This is a genomic window from Streptomyces sp. NBC_00454, assembly GCF_041434015.1.
Lineage (GTDB): Bacteria > Actinomycetota > Actinomycetes > Streptomycetales > Streptomycetaceae > Streptomyces.
Window position 1 is genome coordinate 5,162,338 of sequence record NZ_CP107907.1, and the last position, 18,275, is coordinate 5,180,612.

The window sequence follows — 18,275 nt, forward strand, 5'->3', positions numbered from 1 at the left end:
ATTAGAACTCCACCTTCTGGTCGCGGCGGCGGATGACCGTCACCTCGTCGCGCTGGTTGCCGGTCGGGCCGAGGTAGTTGAAGGCCCAGGTCAGCTGGGCGTAACCGCCGATGAGGTGGGTGGGCTTGAGCATCACCCGGGTCAGCGAGTTGTGGATGCCGCCGCGGCGGCCGGTCTTCTCCGTCTTGGGGACGCCGACCGTGCGCTCCTGCGCGTGGTTCATGTAGACCGTGCCGGGCGGCATCTTGTGGGAGACGATCGCGCGGGCGGTGATCACGCCGTTGCGGTTGACCGCCTCGATCCAGTCGTTGTCCGCGACCCCGATCGCGTCGGCGTCCTGCGGGGACATCCACACCGTCTGGCCGCCGCGGCCCAGCGTCATCATGTAGAGGTTGTCCTGGTACTGGCTGTGGATCGCCCACTTGTTGTGCGGGGTCAGGTACCGGACCGCGACCGACTTGGCCTTCTCGTCGACCGTGCCGAGCTCGGGCTCCCCGTACAGGGTGTGCATGTTCAGCGGCGGCTTGTAGACGGGCAGGGACTCCCCGACCTCGTGCAGCCAGTCGTGGTCGATGAAGAAGTGCTGGCGGCCGGTGAGGGTGTGCCAGGGCTTGAGGTGCTCGGTGTTGATCGTGAAGGCCGTGTACCGGCGCCCGCCGGACTCGGAGCCCGACCATTCCGGCGAGGTGATCACCGGGACCGGGCGGGCCTGGGTGTCGGCGAAGGTGATCCGCTTGCCCTCGGCCTCGGCGGCCAGGTGGGCCATCGGGGTGCCGACCTTCTTCTCCAGGGTCTCGAAACCCTGGGTGGCGAGGCGGCCGTTGCTGGTGCCGGAGAGGGAGAGGATCGCCTCGCAGGCCTGCTGGGCGGTCTCCAGGCGCGGGCGGCCGTCGGCGATCCCGCCGCGGACCGTGCCGTTCTTCGCGCCGAGGTAGGCGACCTCCTCGGCCACGTCGAAGGTGACCGCCTTCGTGGTCACGCCCAGCTCGTCCACGAGCGGGCCGAGCGCGGCGAACTTCTCGCCGACCGCCCCGTAGTCGCGCTCGACGACCGTCAGGTTGTACATCGTCCGGCCGGGTACGGGCTCGCACTCGCCCTTCGACCAGTCCAGCGCGACCCCGCCGGGCTGCGCCATCTCGCCGCCCGGGGTGTCGTGCTGGAGCGCGGTGGCCACCAGGTCCTTGCGGACGCCCAGGTGGGTGGAGGCGAGCTCGCCGAAGCGCTCGGCCAGCCCCTTGAACGCGTCGTAGTCCGAGCGGGCCTGCCAGGGCGGGTCCACGGCCGGGGTGAAGGCGTGCAGGAAGGGGTGCATGTCCGTCGAGGACAGGTCGTGCTTCTCGTACCAGGTGGCCGCCGGGAGGACCACGTCCGACAGGAGCGTCGTGGAGGTCATCCGGAAGTCCATGGACATGAGCAGGTCGAGCTTGCCCTCCACGTCCTCCTCCCGGTACGTCACGTCCTTCGGGGTGCAACGCGGCCCGTCCTCGGGGAGGTTGGAGTGCGTGCCGAGGAGGTGCTTGAGGAAGTACTCGTTGCCCTTGGAGCTGGAGCCCAGCAGGTTGGCGCGCCATACGTTGAGCACGCGCGGCCAGTTGTGCGGGGCGTCCGGGTCCTCGCCGGCGAAGCCCAGCTCGCCGCTCTTGAGCTGCCGGACCGTCTCGGCGATCGGGTCCTCGGCCTGCGCCAGCTCCAGCGGATTGCGGTCGAAGGTCGGGTACGAGGGCATCCAGCCCATCCGGGTGCTCGCCGCCAGGCAGTCCGAGCCCGTCATCCCCTCGAAGGCCCCGCTGGCCAGCGGGGAGGCCAGGGCCTCGGCCGGCAGGGTGTCGTAGCGCCACTGGTCGGTGTGCAGGTAGAACCAGGCCGCGCCGATCATCTGGCGCGGCGGGCGTGACCAGTCGGAGGCGGCCGCCAGGGTGGCCCAGCCGGTGACCGGGCGGCACTTCTCCTGACCGACGTAGTGGCCCCAGCCGCCGCCGTTGCGGCCCTGACAGCCGGTGAGGGTGAGCAGGGCGAGGAAGGAGCGGTAGATGGTCTCCGAGTGGAACCAGTGGTTCGTGCCCGCGCCCATCAGGATCATGCAGCGGCCCTGCGACTGCTCCGCCGTCTCGGCGAACTCCCGTGCCACGCGCGCCGCCTGGGCCGCCGGGACCGAGGTCAGCGACTCCTGCCAGCCGGGGGTGCCGGGCGCGGACGCGTCCTCGTACCCCGTCGGCCAGACGCCGGGCAGACCCTCGCGGCCGACCCCGTACTGGGCCAGCATCAGGTCGAAGACGGTGGTGACCAGCCGGTCCCCGAGGCGTCGCACGGGCACGCCGCGGCGGATCGTGCCGCGCGGCTTCCCGTCCCCGTCCACACCCCGCTCGTCGTCCTCGAAGCGGGGCAGGACGATCTCCACGCTGTCGTCGGCGGTGCCGTGGAGGGTCAGGCGCGGGACGGTGTCGCCGAGCTCGAGATTCCACTCCGGTTTCTCGTTCTTGCCCCAGCGGTGCCCGAGCGTGCCGTTCGGGACGACGACCTCACCGGTCGTGTCGTCGATCAGCACGGTCTTCCACTGCGCGTTCTCGGTGTCTTGTCCGAGATCGGCGGCGGTGACGAACTTTCCGGGGACCAGGCCCTGTTCGGTCTCGGTGAGGGACACGAGGAAAGGAAGGTCCGTGTACTTCCGGACGTAATCCGTGAAGAAGGGGGTCTGCTTCTCGACGAAGAATTCCTTGAGGATGACATGGCCCATCGCGAGGGCCAGCGCACCGTCCGTACCGGGGTGCGGGTGCATCCATTCGTCGGCGAATTTCGTGTTGTCGGCGAAATCCGGAGAGACGGTGACGACCTTCTGGCCGCGATAGCGCGCCTCGGCCATCCAGTGCGCGTCCGGGGTGCGGGTGACCGGGACGTTCGAGCCCCACATCATCAGATAGGCCGCGTCCCACCAGTCGCCCGACTCGGGCACGTCCGTCTGGTCGCCGAAGACCTGCGGGGAGGCGACCGGGAGGTCGGCGTACCAGTCGTAGAAGGACAGCATCGGCGCACCGATGAGCGAGTGGAAACGGGCGCCGGCCGCGTGCGAGGCCATCGACATCGCGGGGATCGGCGAGAAACCGGCGACCCGGTCCGGGCCGTGCTCCTTGATGGTGTGCACGTGCGCGGCGGCGACGATCTCCGTCGCCTCCTCCCAGGTCGCGCGCACCAGCCCGCCCTTGCCGCGCGCCTGCTGGTACGTACGCCGGCGGACCGGATCGGACTGGATGTCCGCCCAGGCCTCGACCGGATCGCCCAGCCGCTGCTTGGCCTCGCGGTACATCTCCAGGAGGGTGCCGCGGACGTAGGGGTAGCGCACCCGGGTGGGGGAGTAGGAGTACCAGGAGAACGAGGCTCCGCGCGGGCAGCCGCGGGGCTCGTACTCGGGGCTGTCCGGGCCGACCGAGGGGTAGTCGGTGGACTGGGTCTCCCAGGTGATGATCCCGTCCTTGACGTACACCTTCCACCGGCAGGAACCGGTGCAGTTCACGCCGTGGGTGGAGTACACGACCTTGTCGTGGCTCCAGCGGTCCCGGTAGAACGCCTCCGCGGCACGGCCACCGGTCCGGTGGACGGTGCGCAGGTCCTCCGAGACCTCGCCGCGCGTGAAGAAACTGCCCGCCTTGATCAGAGATTCGGCGGCGTCCTGGTGTTCCTGACGTCCGTGGCGCTCGTGCAAGGCGACCCTCCAGGCCGGAATAAAGGCGGTGCGAGGGCCAGGACAAGATGGCCCAGACACGACGCTACGCCCGGTCCGGAGGTGAATCCGATGACAAAGGTCCCGGGCGGGCATGACCTAATTCCGGTCTTTCACAGGTCATGTGGATGTCACGCTGGAAGAGGCCAACTCCGGTGGGAATCCGGAAAATTACGAGCCCGCATACCAATTAGAGGAAGGACTCGGAACGTGTCACCCAAGAAGGCCACCGCCTGGATACCGGACCAGCACGGGGCCTGGGCGATGCTGACGGTGCCGTTCCTCGCGGGTACGTTCCTGGCGCCCCGGCCCGGATGGGCGCACGCGCTGCTCCTCGCGGCCTGGCTCCTCGGCTACTGCGCCCTCTTCCACGCACAGCAGTGGCTGCGCCTGCGCAGGGCCGCGGCGCGGCGGCCGGCGGTGGCGCGGGGACACCTGCGTCCCGCGGCCGTCTTCGGCGCGGCGTGCGCGGCGGCCGGCATCCCGCTCGCGGTGGCGCACCCCTGGCTGCTCCTCGCCGGCGCGGCGGCGGCCCCGTTCGCGGCGACCACCACCTGGTACGCCCACCGCAACCGGGAGCGGGCGCTGATCAACGGACTGGCGGCGGTGGTCCCGGCCTGCGGGATGCTGCTGGTGGCCGCGCACCTGGGCGGGGCCGGGTGGCCATGGGCCCCGGCGGCGGCCTGCCTGCTGTACTTCGCGGGCACCGTCCCCTACGTGAAGACGATGATCCGGGAGCGGAACTCCCGTACGTACTACCGCGGATCGGTGGCCCACCACGCGGCGGCCCTCGCCCTGTCGGCGGCCTTCCTCTCCCCGTGGCTGGCGCTCCCCTTCGGGGCCTACCTGGCCAGGGCGATCGCCCTGCCCGGGCGGGGCCTCAAGGTACCGCTGGTCGGAGCCGTCGAAATCGCCTGCTCGACGGCCCTGCTGGCGTCACTCCTGCTGCTCTTCTAGGGCGGGCACCCGGCGGCCGGGCCGGGGCTGGTGGGGGCGGGCCCCGTGGAAAGGGGGCTTGCGCAGGACGATCAGCTGCGCCGCCGTGCGGACCGGCGCGGGGTGGGTCTCGCGCGCGGCTTCCGCGTGGAGCCGGGCGAGCCCCGCTTCGATCTCCTCCTCGGGCAGGTACTGGAAGATCGACAGCGCCCGGTGGCTCATGCGCTCGGCGTACGACCGCAGCCCGTCCGCGAGGTCCATCACGTGCTGCTCCGCGGCCGTCAGCCGGAGATCGGCGGTCCGCAACTGCGCGACGGTGTCGTCGAGGCGCGGCAGCCGCGCCTCCTCGATCGCGTGGGCGCCGGGGAAGTAGCGGGAGTGCGTGGTGGTGAAGTTCTGGCCGGCGAAGAAGGCGTGCAGGACGACGGTGCCGCCCGGGCGCAGGACCCGTGCGATCTCGGCGGCGGCCTTCACCGGGTCCGAGAAGTGCTGGACGACCTGGAAGAGCACGAGGAGTCCCGCACAGGAGTCGGGTAGGGGGATGCGCTCCGCCTGGCCCTGCAGGTAGGTCACGCGCGGGTGCGGATGGCTCTCGCGGGCCACTTCGAGCATGGGCTCGGAGGGTTCGACACCGAATACCCGGGCCCCGAACCGGTCGGCCAGCAGCGGTGTGAAGCGCCCGGTGCCGCAGCCCAGGTCGATGACCGTGTCCGGGGCGGCCGGGCCGACGTGGCGTGCGAAGACGTCCAGCCACATGTTCAGGGTCCGGGGCGGCAGGCCCTGGCCGTGCTGGTACGAGGCCGCCACGTGCTCACCGTAATCGGCGTCCGAGAACATGTGGCGGCCTCCAGGTCACGAGTCGAATCGGTGGGGGTCGAACTTGTCCACGGGCAGGCCCGTCTTCCCGGTGACGGCGAACTGCGCCGCGATCTCGCCGATCACGCTGGCGAACTTGAACCCGTGACCGGAGAAGCCGCCGAGCAGGGTGAGCCCGGGGAGGTCCCTGCGGGGGCCGACGAGGAAGTGCCGGTCGGGGGTCAGCGAGTACATGCACGACTCCATGCGGACGGGCTGGGGGTCGACGCCGACGAAGGTGCGGTGCACGGCCTCGGCGAAACGCTGTGCGTCGGCCGCGTCCGGGGGGCGGTGTCCGGCGGCCGGGTCGATGGTCTCGTAGATGCCGGGCCAGGTGTGCAGGCCGACCTTGAGGGTCTCGCCGTCGAGCGAGGGAAAACCGTAGAGGTTGTGATCGCCGGAGGCGTCGCTGTGCACGAACACGGGGAAGTGCTGGGCGCCGAAGGCGGCGGGGTCCGCCGGGCGGAACCAGCCCATGACCCGGCGCTCGACGGTCATCAGCGGTGCGGTGGCGGGCAGCAGCCGCCGGAGCCAGCCGCCGACCGCGACGACCACATGGCGCGCGGTGAGCTCGCGGTCGCCGATGCGGACCCGGGGGCGGCCGGGGTCCGGGAGGATCTCGGTCACGGCGGTGTCCTGGAGCACCTCGGCGCCGCGGGCGCGGGCCACCTCGACGGCCGCGGTGACCGAGGCCTCGGGACGCAGGTAGCCCGCGTCCTCCTCGTAGAAGCCCATCAGCCCGTCGAGCGGCGCGTACTGGGGGAAGGCGCTCCGCAGTTCCTCCGTGTCCAGCACCTTGTACTTCAGGTCCCAGGCCCGTGCGGAGGCCAGCGGTCCGACGATGACCGGCGAATCGGCCGGGCCGAGCATCAGCGCGCCGGTCTGTTCGAGGAGGGCCCGCCCCGAGGCGTGCTCCAGGTCCCGCCACAGCTGCCACGCCTCTTTGACGAGCGGGACGTACGAGGCTCCCTCGGCGTAGGCGCTGCGAATGATCCGGGACTCGCCGTGGCTGGCCCCGTGGTCGTGTCCGGGCGCGAACTGCTCGATGCCGATCACGTCGACGCCCCGCTCGGCGAGGCGCCAGAGCGTCTGGCTGCCCATCGCGCCGAGTCCGACGACAATGACGTCCGCGTCAATTGAATTGATCATGAGTGTGCCTCATTGCGGAGATTTCCTGAGATGGAGTGCGAGACCTTCGCTGACCACCCAGGCGCCGAGAACCCGGCGGGCTTCACCCTCGTCAGTCAGCGGATCGCGGCTGAGAATAGCGGTGCCGGCCGCCGGGTTCAAATCGTGGTCATAGGCCATCCACACTCCCGGTATAACACTGGAGTTCGATGGAATGCGGCTCAGGAATCTATAAGTGAGAGTTTCGCGGTGCGAGCTGCCGAGAAAGGTCATGACGATGTGGTCGGCCTCCTCGGTGAGGGTGCCGCCGCTGTACGTGAGGACGGGCGGGGTCGGCCTGCCGTCGGCGCCGAAGGGGGCCGCCGAGGTGGTCCGCTGGATGCTGTACCGGGTACGTATACCCGTCTTCACGGTGATGGTGCCGTATCGGAATATCGGCTGCCCCGCCATGAAACTCACGTGGTACGAATACCATTTCCCCGCCATGGGGTGCGGTTTCAGTCGGCGCACCGGATAGAGCACGGCCTTTCCGGCAGGCGAAATGAGGGCGCCGATAATCGCGCCCAGCAATGCGCTGATGATCCAGTTGGGCTCTTCGGAAGCGCTCAGGTAATGGATCATCGCAGTCCCCCCGGTCCGCTGTTCCGCGTCCCGATATCGTGCCCGGGAACGCGTGCGCTACACGTGGGACTTTCCGGCCATACCGGCCCTTCTCAGATCGCCTCTTTGCGCGTCAGGAAGTTGAAGGAAATCCATCCCGGCAGCACCGGCAGCCAGAACGTCATCAGCCGGAACAGCAGCACCGCGGAGATCGCCACCTGGTTCTCCAGCCCCGCCGCGATCAGACCCAGCGTCAGCGTGGTCTCCACCGCGCCGATGCCGCCCGGAGTCGGCGCCGCCGAGCCCAGCGCGTTGCCCGCGAGGAACACGACCGCGATGCTCGCGTAGCTGATGGCCTCGCCGCCGCCGAAGGCGCGGATCGAGGCGTCCAGGCACATCACGAAGCAGCCGGTCAGCAGCAGCATCCCGCCGATGCCGGTGAGGAGCTTCTGCGGACGCTGCAGGACGTCCAGCATGCGCGGCACCACACCCGCGAACAGCGCCCGTACCCGGGTCGCCACGAACTTCCGCAGGAACGGCACCGCCGTGACCACCAGCACCAGCACGGCCACCGTCAGCAGACCGGCGATCACCGTCCTGGACGGGGTCATCTCCGGGGTCTTCTCGGTGCCCGTCAGATAGCCGAAGGACAGCAGCAGCAGGATGTGGCTGGCCAGCCCGAAGAGCTGCGAGGCGCCGACGCTGGCCACCGCCAGCCCCGGCCGGATGCCGGCCCGCTGGAGGAAGCGGGTGTTCAGCGCGACACCGCCCACCGCCGCCGGAGCCACCAGCTTCACGAAGGATCCGGCGACCTGCGCCAGTACGGTCCGCAGGAACGGCACCCGCTCGGGCACGAAGCCCAGCAGGCTCATCGCCGCCGCGAAGTACGTGAGCACCGAGAAGGCCAGCGCGGCCCCGACCCAGCCCCAGCGCGCCTCACTGACGATCGTGGCGAAGTTGACGTGCGCGAGCTGCGTGAGCAGGAAGTACGCGCCGAAGGCGCCCGCGATGAACGACACCAGCGTGCGCGGCCGGATCCGTTCCAGCCGGGCCGGCTCCGCCTCCGCCTGCGGGCGGATCAGCAGCACCTGCTGGCGGATCTGGCTCAGCAGGTCCTCCTCGCGGGCCCCGTCGAGCGCGTCGTCCAGCGCCTTCTTCTCGGCCTTGCGGTCGGCCGCCGAGCGCGCGGTGGGCGAAGCGGAGTCCGCCTCGCGCGCGGCCTTCGCCGCCCGCGAGGACTCCAGTACCGCCTCCCGCTCCCGGTCCGCCCGTTCCCGCGCGAGCTTGCGCAGCGTGGCCCGGGTGGAGCGGCTCAGCGCGATCGGCTGGAGCAGCGGCAGACAGTCCGCCACCGCGTCCGGGCCCAGGACGGACACCGCCGAGGCCACCGAACGCTCGGCGCCGACCCGCAGGCCGAGGGTGGTGAGCAGCTGGGCGATGTCCATGCGCAGCACGAGGTCGCCGGCCGCGATCTCGCCGCCGCGCAGGTCGGTCAGGGTGATGCTGCCCGAGCCGCTGCCCGCGGTGCTGCCCGAACCCGTGCTGCCCGAACCCGTGCTGCCGGAACGATCCACCACCAGGGCGTCCCCGGTCAGCCGCCGGTGCGCGATGCGCCGCGACTGCAGGGCCCGTACCTGTTCCCAGGCGTTGCGGCTCAGGTCGTCGGTGATCTCCTCGTCGGCCAGCGAGTCCAGGCTCCGGCCGCCGAGGTGTTCGTAGACGAGCATCACGGCGTCCGGGCCGAGCTCGGAGGTGGCGATCAGCTTGGGCGCGTTGGCCCCGGCGGCGATGGCCGCGTAGGCGAGCAGCGCCTCCTGCTCAAGGGCCTGGCGCAGCGACTGGAGACTGCGCCGGGTGGTGATCCCGCGCAGGGTCAGGCGCCGCCAGACCCGGTAGTAGAAGCCCTGGGCCTGCTGCTCGCGGTCCACGACGGTGACGTCCAGCGGCGGGCCGTCCTCCAGGGTCACGTGGTAGCGCCGCCCGCGGTCGCTGACCTCGGTGCTGTCGGGGCCCTCCGGGGACTCGGCGCGCATCGCGCTGACCGGCTGGAAGCCGACCCGGCGCAGGCCCGCGAGGAGGTTCTGCCCGGTGGGCCGGACGTTCGGCGAGCCGACCGCGTACAGGGTTCCGTACGCGACGCTCCAGCCGATCAGCACGGTCAGGATGATCGAGAAGGGGGTGGTGTAGCCGCCGACCAGCATCGCGAAGGCGTCCAGCAGTAGGACCACCCACAGCGCGACCCGCCAGCGCGGCCGCCGGGTCATCCCGACGGCCGTCATGTACGCGATCACGGGCGCGAGGTAGCCGTGGACCGGATCGGTGAGGGCCCCGCCGGCCCCGGTCGGCCGGGTGAGGGCCTCCTGGATGGTCGCGGAGGCGCCCTGGGAGACCCACAGGTCGGTGGCGAGGGTGACTCCGTGCGCGAGCACGGCGGCGAGCACGCCGTCGGCGATGCGCAGCCCGTCGCGCTTGATCAGCCGCTCGATGGCGAAGGCCACCGGCACGAGGAGCACGGCGATGCTGGAGACCAGCCCGGCGACCTTGATCAGCACGTCCGGCGCCTGGCCGGTGCCGTTGCTGATGTCGGCTTCCAGGCCCGCGGTGGTGCCGTGGGCGAAGGCGGCGATGCCGAGGACCACGGCGATGCCGAGGACGCCGACGAGGAGCCGTACGAGGTCGGAGGGACGGTGCACGCGGGCGGCCAGCAGCGGCTCGTCGACCTCCACCTGGTCGGCCGCGGTCGGGGTGTGCCCGTGCGGGGCCTCGGCGGCCAAGGCGGCCAGGGCGTCCGTGGAGCGGCTCGGGGAGTCCGCGGAGTCCGAGGCGCTCTTGGAGTCCGTGGAGTCCTTCGCGTCAGCGGAGTCGCCGGAGTCGCCGGAGTGCCCCGTCGCGCCGTCGTCCGGAGGGCTCACACCCTGCTCCTTTTCCGTCACTTCCATCTCTTCTTGATCACGTATCACGCGTCACCGCCCGGAAGATGGTGGCACGGACCGGCGGCCGCTCGGGGCATCAGGGTGCGAGCCGGTCCGGAACGCGGGCTTCCACCGCCTTGCCGGTCCCGTGCGGCACCATGGGCCGGATGAGCGAAGAGCTGCCCGCCTACGCGGAGCGGGTGCTGGAGGCGGCCGAGCGGATTCCGCCCGGCCGGGTGATGACGTACGGCGACGTCGCGGAGTGGCTCGGCGAGGGGGGACCCCGGCAAGTCGGCCGCGTCATGGCACTGTACGGCGGAGCCGTGCCCTGGTGGCGCGTGGTGCGGGCGGACGGCCGCCCGCTGCCCGGCAGCGAACGGCGCGCACTGGAGAACTACCGCGCCGAGGCCACCCCGCTGCGCCTGACCGCGGACGGCGAACCGCGGCTGGACATGCGGCGGGCGCGCTGGGACGGATCCGCCGGGGCAGTCACAACGCAGGACGAAGGTCACATCTGACAGCTTCGGCCATGCGCGGCCCGAACGGGCGGTCGAAGGAGCGTCCGAAGCCCCGTACGAGCGATGCGGGGGACCGGATGGCAGCCCGGACGGCAGCCCCGATGGCGGTCCGTACCGCCGACCCGGGGAAACTGCGCGGGCCGCGCGGGTTGCCGTAGCGTTGCCTCTTCGGCCTCGGCTTCGGCTGCGGCCGTCACCACGGCAGCGACCGCTGCGACGGCAGACCCACCAGGACCGGCACCCCACGTGAACACCTCTTCCTCCGACGGCCACCGCACCGAGCGGCGGCGTACGCGGACCCCGGACGCGTACCGCCTCGTGCGTACCGGGCCGGAACGGGTGGATCCTCCTGTGCTGGACGCAGCGCAGCGCGCGGTGGTTGAGCACACCGGCGGCCCGCTGCTGGTACTGGCCGGGCCGGGCACCGGAAAGACGACCACGCTGGTCGAGGCGGTCGCGGCCCGCGTCGAGGCGGGCACCGATCCCGCACGCATTCTGATCCTCACCTTCAGCCGCAAGGCGGCCGTGGAACTGCGGGACCGCACCGCCCTGCGGCTCGGCGGCGCCCGCGCCCCGCAGGCCACCACCTTCCACTCCTTCTGCTACGGACTGGTCCGCGCCCACCAGGACACCGAACTGTTCGCGGACCCGCTGCGGCTGCTGTCCGGCCCGGAGCAGGACGTCATGGTCCGCACCCTCCTGGAGGGACAGCGCCGGCTGCGCCCGGGCGCGGCCATCCGCTGGCCCGAAGACCTGCGGGCCGCGCTGACCACGCGCGGGTTCGCCGACGAGGTCCGCGCGGTCCTGGCCCGCGCCCGCGAGCTGGGCCTCGGCCCCGACGCCCTCGCCGACTTCGCGGCCCGCCTGGGCCGGCCGGACTGGCAGGCGGCGGCGGCCTTCCTCTCGGAGTACCTGGACGTCCTGGACCTCCAGGGCACCCTGGACTACGCCGAACTCCTGCACCGCGCGGTGCTGCTGGCGGAGCGCACCCCGACGCTGTCCTCGTCCTACGACGCGATCTACGTGGACGAGTACCAGGACACCGACGCCTCGCAGCTGCGGCTGCTGCGCGTACTGGCCGGACCGGCGGGCCGACTGACCGCCTTCGGCGATCCCGACCAGTCGATCTACGCCTTCCGGGGCGCGGACATCAACAACATCCTCGACTTCGAGACCTCCTTCCCGGGTGCGCGGATCCACGCCCTGACGGTCTCCCGCCGCTCGCCAGCCGTGCTCCTGGCAGCCACCCGGCAGCTGACCGCCCGCATGCCGGTGCCCCGCCTCCCCTCGGCGGCGGTACGGGCCCACCGCGCGCTCGCCTCCTCCCGGGACGGCGGCCGGGTCGAGGTCTTCACCTACCCCACGGCCGGCGCGGAACTGGACAACATCGCCGACATCCTGCGCCGGGCCCACCTGGAGGACGGCGTGCCCTGGCAGGACATGGCCGTCCTGGTCCGCGCGGGCGGCCGCACCCTGCCGCAGATGCGGCGCGCCCTGATCGCGGCGGGCGTCCCGGCCGAAACGGACGGCACGGACACCCCCCTCCGCCACGAACCGGCCGTCACCCCCCTCCTGACGGCCCTGCGCACCCTGGCCCAGTCGGCCCTCCCCGCACCGCCGGCGACCCCGGCCGACCCCCTCGGCACCACCGAGGGGTCCGAGCCCGAGGCCGGGTCCGGGCCCAGCCTCAAGGCCGCGCCCGCCCCTGAGGCCGGGCTCGGTTCTGAGGCCGCGCTCGCGCCCGCGCCTGAGGCCGCAGCCGCGCTCGCGTCTGAGGCGGTGCTCGCGGCCGCAGCTGTGCCCGGGGCCGTGCCTGCGCCTGCGTCCAAGGCTGCGCCCGCGTTCGAGGTTGCGTCCGCGCCCGCAGCCGGGACCGGCTCCGCGGACCGTCCGTCCGACGGCCCCGGCTCCGCCGCCGACGGCCCCGGCTCCGCCGAGTCCGCATCCGCCGCCGCCCCCGGTTCCACGGACGGCCAGGACACCGGCCAGGACGCCGACCAGGACACCGGTCGTGACGCCGGATGGGTCGGGGTCGAGGCCGCGCTCGTGCTGCTGACCTCGCCGCTCGGGGGGATGGACGCCGCCGATCTGCGGCGGCTCGGGCGTGCGCTGCGCGACGAGGAGCGGGCCGCCGGGATCCGGATGCCCGCGCCCTCCGACGTGCTGCTCGCCCGGGCCCTCGCGGAGCCGGAGCGGCTCGTCGCCCACGACCCGGCCTACGCCCGCGGCGCGCAGCGCCTCGGCCTGCTCCTGCGCAAGGCCCGCGAGCTCCTCGCCGGCGGCGGCACCGCCGAGGAGGTCCTGTGGACTCTCTGGGACGGCACCCCCTGGCCGCAGCGGCTCGAGCGCAACGCCCGCCGCGGCGGCTCCGCCGGCCGCAACGCCGACCGCGACCTCGACGCGATCTGCGCGCTCTTCGACACCGCCGCCCGCGCGGAGGAACGTACCGGCGGCGCCGGCGCGCTCAACTTCCTCGAACAGCTCGAAGCCGAGGACATCGCGGGCGACACCCTCACCCCCCGCGCCGTCCGCCGCGAGACCGTCCGGCTCATGACCGCCCACCGCTCCAAGGGCCTGGAGTGGGGACTCGTCGTCGTCGCGGGCGTCCAGGAAGGGCTCTGGCCGGACCTGCGCCGCCGCGGCTCCCTCCTCGAAGCCGACCGCATCGGACGCGACGGCCTCGCCGAGCCCCTCACCCCCGGCGCGCTGCTCTCCGAGGAGCGCCGCCTCTTCTACGTCGCCGCCACCCGCGCCCGCCACCGCCTCGTCGTCACCGCCGTCAAGGCCCCGGCCGACGACGGCGACCAGCCCTCCCGGTTCCTGACCGAGCTCGGCGTACCCGTCAAGGACGTCACCGGACGCCCCCGCCGCCCCCTCGCCGTGCCCGCCCTCGTCGCCGAGCTGCGCGCCACCACCGTTGACCCCGAGGCCTCCGAGGCCCTGCGCGAGGCCGCCGCCCGGCGCCTGGCCCGCCTCGCCGTGCTCACCGACGACGAGGACCGCCCGCTCGTCCCGGCGGCGCACCCGCAGCGCTGGTGGGGCCTGTACGAGCCCACCCGCAGCAGCGTCCCGCTCCGCGACCGGGACCGACCCGTCGCCCTGTCCGGCTCCGCCCTGGACCAGCTCGCCAACACCTGTTCGCTCCAGTGGTTCCTGGGCCGCGAGGTCAAGGCCGACGCCCCCTCCACCGCCGCCCAGGGCTTCGGCAACGTCGTCCACGTCCTCGCCGACGAGGTCGCCTCCGGGCGGACCCCCGCCGACCTCGCCGTCCTGATGGAACGCCTCGACTCCGTCTGGGACTCGCTCGCCTTCGACGCCCCCTGGAAGTCCCGCCAGGAGAAGGACAACGCCCGCGCCGCCCTGGAACGCTTCCTGCGCTGGCACACCACCGACCGCGGGGGCCGGGAGTCGGTGGCCACGGAGCACGATTTCGACGTCACGCTCGAAGCGGGGGAGTACGCCGTCCGGATCCGCGGCTCCATGGACCGGGTCGAGGCGGACCCGCAGGGACGGGCGTACGTGGTCGACTTCAAGACGGGCAAGGGGGCGCCGACCAAGGACGAGGTCGCGCGCCACCCGCAGCTCGCCGTCTACCAGCTCGCCGTGCGCGAGGGCGCCGTGGACGAGGTCTTCGACGGCCTGCGCCCCGAACCGGGCGGGGCCGAGCTCGTACAGCTGCGCCAGGGCGCGCCGAAGAAGGACGGCGGCGACGAGGTCCCGAAGATCCAGGCGCAGGAGCCCCTGCACGGCGAATGGGTCGGCGACCTGCTCGCCACCGCCGCCGGTCGGGTCCTCGACGAACGCTTCGCCCCCGCCATCGGCAAGCACTGCGACCACTGCTCCTTCCGCAGCTCGTGCAGCGCCCGGCCGGAGGGCCGCCAGACCGTCGAGTGAGGCGCGCGTCCGCCGAGCTGGGGTCCCGTCCGGCGGGGAGTGTCGGTGGGGGCGGCTAGCCTTTTGAGGTGTCCGTGCGTCCGCCCGCCCAGCCCGTGCTCACCGATCCGGAGCAGCTCAAGGAGCTCCTCGGGATCCCCTTCACGCCCGAACAGATGGCCTGCATCACCGCCCCGGCCGCCCCGCAGGTCATCGTGGCCGGCGCCGGCTCCGGCAAGACCACCGTCATGGCCGCCCGCGTGGTCTGGCTGGTGGGCACCGGCGCGGTCGCGCCCGAGCAGGTCCTCGGCCTGACCTTCACCAACAAGGCCGCCGGCGAGCTCGCCGAGCGCGTACGGGGGGCCCTCGGGCGGGCCGGCATCAGCGACCCGGACCCCTCCCCGGCCGAGGCCGACGCGGTGGGCGGCGAGCCGCGCATCTCGACGTACCACGCCTTCGCCGGACAGCTCCTCAAGGACCACGGCCTGCGCATCGGCCTGGAGCCCAGCGCCCGGCTGCTCGCCGACGCCACCCGCTTCCAGCTCGCCGCCCGCGTGCTCCGCGAGGCCCCCGGCCCCTACCCCTCCCTCACCAAATCCGTCCCCGACCTGGTCAGCGACCTGCTCGCGCTCGACGGGGAGCTCTCCGAGCACCTGGTACCGCCCGAGCGACTGCGCGCGTACGACACGGACCTGCTCTCGGTCCTGGCCGACACCAGACTCACCAACGACGACCTGCGCAAGGCCCCCGAGGCCGTGCGCGGCCGCCTGGAACTGCTGGAGCTCACCGAGCGCTACCGCGCCGCCAAACGCTCCCGTGACCTGCTCGACTTCAGCGACCAGATAGCCCTCTCCGCGCAGCTGGCCACCACCCGCCCCGAAGTGGGCGCGCTGCTGCGCGAGGAGTTCCGGGTCGTCCTGCTCGACGAGTACCAGGACACCTCGGTCGCCCAGCGGCTGCTGCTGTCCGGCCTCTTCGGCGGGGGCACCGGGCACGCCGTGACCGCCGTCGGCGACCCCTGCCAGGCCATCTACGGCTGGCGCGGCGCCTCCGTGGCCAACCTCGACGACTTCCCCGAGCACTTCCCGCACGCGGACGGCCGCCCCGCCACCCGGTTCTCGCTCAGCGAGAACCGGCGCAGCGGCGGCCGCCTCCTCGACCTGGCCAACGAGCTCGCCGCCCCGCTGCGCGCCATGCACGAAGGGGTCGAGGCGCTGCGCCCCGCGCCGGGCGAGGAGCAGGCCGGCTCGGTCCGCTGCGCCCTGCTGGAGACCCACGCCGAGGAGCTCGACTGGCTCGGAAACTCGATCGCCCACCTGGTCCGCACGGGTACGGAGCCGCGCGAGATCGCCGTACTGTGCCGCTCCGCCGGAGACTTCGCGCGGATCCAGGCCGTCCTGGTCGAGCGCGACGTCCCCGTCGAGGTGGTCGGCCTCTCCGGGCTCCTCCACCTCCCCGAAGTCGCGGACCTCGTCGCCGTCTGCGAGGTCCTCCAGGACCCCGGCGCCAACGCCTCGCTGGTCCGGCTCCTCATCGGCCCGCGCTGGCGGATCGGCGGCCGGGACCTGGCGCTGCTGGGCCGCCGGGCGCGCACCCTGATAGCCCGTACTCCGCAGGACGGGGGCGGCGAAGACCGGCTGGCGGCCGCGGTGGAGGGCGTGGACCCGTCGGAGGTCGTCTCCCTGGCCGACGCCCTGGAGACCTTCCTGGACGGCGCGGGCCAGGGATCCGGCGGAGCCCCGGACGACCTGCCGTTCTCCCCGGCCGCCCGGGTCCGCTTCGCGCACCTGGCACAGGAACTGCGCGACCTGCGGCGTTCGCTCGCCGACCCGCTGATGGACGTACTGCACCGGGTGCTGTCCACGACCGGCCTCGACGTGGAACTGGCCGCGTCCCCGCACGCGCTGGCGGCCCGCCGCCGGGAGACCCTGTCGAGCTTCATGGACGTGGCGGCCGGCTTCGCCTCCCTGGACGGGGAGGCTTCCCTGCTGGCCTTCCTGGCCTTCCTGCGCACGGCGGCCCAGTACGAGAAGGGCCTGGACCACGCGCTGCCCGGCGGGGAGAACACGGTCAAGGTGCTCACCGCCCACAAGTCCAAGGGCCTGGAGTGGGACGTGGTCGTGGTCCCCGACCTGTGCGCGGGCTCCTTCCCGAAGGAGAAGGCCCCGGAGGCCTGGACCTCGTACGCGAAGGTCCTCCCGTACGACCTGCGCGGCGACGCGGCCACCCTCCCGGCGTCCCCGGAATGGACCTCGCAGGGCCTGCGCTCCTTCAAGTCCGCCCTCAAGGCGCACAAGGCCGTCGAGGAGCTCCGGCTCGGGTACGTCACCTTCACCCGGCCCCGCTCCCTCCTCCTCGCCTCCGGGCACTGGTGGGGCCCGACCCAGAAGAAGCCCCGGGGTCCGTCCGCCTTCCTCTCGGCCCTCCACGACCACTGCGCCTCGGGCCACGGCGAGATCGAAGCCTGGGCGGACACCCCGGAGCCGGACGCGGAGAACCCGGCCCTGGCCACGGACTCCACCCCGGACCACTCCTGGCCCCTGCCCCTGGACCCGGACTCCCTCACCCTGCGCCGCCGGGCGGCGGCCCTGGTGGAATCCCACCTGGCCACCGCCGCGCACGGCCCGGCCGCGGTGGCGGACCCCGCCGACGACTACCTCTGGCCTCCGGACTGCGAGGACCCGTCCTACGACGAGGAACCCCCACCGGAGGACCTCTGGCCGGACCCGGACCCGGACCCGGAATCCCGGCCGGAGACCGGGGCACGCCCCGCCGCAGGCGGGATCCCGCAGGGGGTCCGGGGCGCAGCCCCGGTTTCGGGAAGGGGCGGGGTGGGGGAAGAAAACGCCCGCACCCCGGCCCCGGACGATCTCTGGCCGGAGGCCGACGCCGACGGCTGGGCCGCACCCGAGCCGCGCACCACCCCGCCAGGTGGCGACGACCTGTGGCCCGAGGACGGGAAACGGACCGCACCCGGCGGAGGAGCCGGCCCCGCCCAAGGAACCGGCCTCACCCCCGAGGAAGCCCGAGCCATGGCCTCCTGGGACCGGGACCTCGACGCCCTGGAGGGCGAGCTCCGCCGTGCCCGCGCGGCCGTCCGCGACGTGGAGCTGCCCTCCGCGCTCTCCGCCAGCGACCTGATGCGCCTCGCCGCCGACGAGCAGGGCTTCGTGCGCGACCTAGCCCGCCCCATGCCCAAGCCCCCGCAGCCCGCGGCGCGCCAGGGCACCCGGTTCCACGCCTGGGTCGAGGCCCGCTTCGACGAGCTTCCGCTGCCGCACCTCGATCTCCTCGACCCCGCCACCGAGCTGCCCGGCGCCGGCTCCGACCAGGACATCGCCGACGAGGCCGACCTCGACTCCCTCAAGGCGGCCTTCGAGCGCAGCGAGTACGCCGACCGGACCCCGTACCGGATGGAGGTGCCCGTCCAGCTGACCCTCGCCGGCCGGGTGATCCGCGGCCGGATCGACGCGGTCTACCGCGATTCCGACGGCGGCTTCGAGATCGTCGACTGGAAGACCGGCCGCACCACCGAAGCCGACCCGCTCCAGCTCGCCGTCTACCGTCTGGCCTGGGCGGAAGCCACGGGCACCCCGCTCGCCGACATCACCGCAGCCTTCCTGCACGTCCGCAGCGGCCGCGTCATCCGGCCGGGCAACCTCCCCGATCGGGCCCGTCTTGAGCGGATCCTCCAAGGGAAATCGGACACGGAAAGTGACCATCGAACGGACGGTTAGG

9 protein-coding genes are annotated in these 18,275 nt (G+C 72.8%); 4 read left to right on the forward strand and 5 right to left on the reverse strand.

From position 1 onward, the window contains the following. Nucleotide 1 precedes the first annotated feature (1 nt). On the reverse strand, nt 2–3,697 hold the full coding sequence (locus OHU74_RS23995) for a nitrate reductase subunit alpha (RefSeq protein ID WP_371617801.1): 3,696 nt from the start codon (nt 3,695–3,697) through the stop codon (nt 2–4). 228 nt (nt 3,698–3,925) lie between these two features. Here OHU74_RS23995 and OHU74_RS24000 point away from each other — a divergent pair, with 228 nt between their 5' ends. Next, entirely contained in the window at nt 3,926–4,672 is a 747-nt protein-coding gene (locus OHU74_RS24000) for a YwiC-like family protein (protein ID WP_371617802.1), read from the forward strand. Here OHU74_RS24000 and OHU74_RS24005 read toward each other — a convergent pair. The 4 genes from OHU74_RS24005 to OHU74_RS24020 all read right to left on the reverse strand — a co-directional run bounded on the left by OHU74_RS24005 (nt 4,652) and on the right by OHU74_RS24020 (nt 10,146). Continuing rightward, nucleotides 4,652–5,488, reverse strand: coding sequence for a methyltransferase domain-containing protein (locus OHU74_RS24005; RefSeq protein ID WP_371617803.1), 837 nt, complete (start codon nt 5,486–5,488; stop codon nt 4,652–4,654). The two genes, OHU74_RS24000 and OHU74_RS24005, sit on opposite strands and share 21 nt — an antisense overlap. A 15-nt stretch (nt 5,489–5,503) precedes the next feature. Continuing rightward, the gene (gene solA / locus OHU74_RS24010) at nt 5,504–6,655 is read right to left on the reverse strand and encodes an N-methyl-L-tryptophan oxidase (protein WP_371617804.1); all 1,152 of its coding nucleotides are present in this window, start codon (nt 6,653–6,655) and stop codon (nt 5,504–5,506) included. 9 nt (nt 6,656–6,664) lie between these two features. Then, nucleotides 6,665–7,255, reverse strand: a complete 591-nt coding sequence (locus OHU74_RS24015) for a hypothetical protein (protein ID WP_371617805.1) — start codon at nt 7,253–7,255, stop codon at nt 6,665–6,667. Nucleotides 7,256–7,347: 92 nt separating this feature from the next. Beyond that, nucleotides 7,348–10,146, reverse strand: coding sequence for a flippase-like domain-containing protein (locus OHU74_RS24020; protein ID WP_371617806.1), 2,799 nt, complete (start codon nt 10,144–10,146; stop codon nt 7,348–7,350). Nucleotides 10,147–10,313: 167 nt separating this feature from the next. Between OHU74_RS24020 and OHU74_RS24025 the strand changes: the two genes are divergently transcribed. From OHU74_RS24025 to OHU74_RS24035, 3 genes are all read left to right on the forward strand, one after another. Then, the gene (locus tag OHU74_RS24025) at nt 10,314–10,664 is read left to right on the forward strand and encodes an MGMT family protein (RefSeq protein ID WP_371617807.1); all 351 of its coding nucleotides are present in this window, start codon (nt 10,314–10,316) and stop codon (nt 10,662–10,664) included. A gap of 246 nt (nt 10,665–10,910) precedes the next feature. Next, the gene (locus tag OHU74_RS24030) at nt 10,911–14,558 is read left to right on the forward strand and encodes an ATP-dependent helicase (RefSeq protein WP_371617808.1); all 3,648 of its coding nucleotides are present in this window, start codon (nt 10,911–10,913) and stop codon (nt 14,556–14,558) included. A 68-nt stretch (nt 14,559–14,626) separates the two neighbouring features. After that, nucleotides 14,627–18,274, forward strand: a complete 3,648-nt coding sequence (locus OHU74_RS24035; RefSeq protein WP_371617809.1) for a UvrD-helicase domain-containing protein — start codon at nt 14,627–14,629, stop codon at nt 18,272–18,274. Nucleotide 18,275 lies beyond the last annotated feature (1 nt).

Excerpts from the sequence above, each read along its gene's own strand:
- OHU74_RS24015 (WP_371617805.1), bottom strand. The coding sequence starts at position 7,255 with ATGATCCATTACCTGAGCGCTTCCGAAGAGCCCAACTGGATCATCAGC.
- OHU74_RS24005 (WP_371617803.1), bottom strand. The coding sequence starts at position 5,488 with ATGTTCTCGGACGCCGATTACGGTGAGCACGTGGCGGCCTCGTACCAG.
- OHU74_RS24025 (WP_371617807.1), top strand. The coding sequence starts at position 10,314 with ATGAGCGAAGAGCTGCCCGCCTACGCGGAGCGGGTGCTGGAGGCGGCC.
- solA (WP_371617804.1), bottom strand. The coding sequence starts at position 6,655 with ATGATCAATTCAATTGACGCGGACGTCATTGTCGTCGGACTCGGCGCG.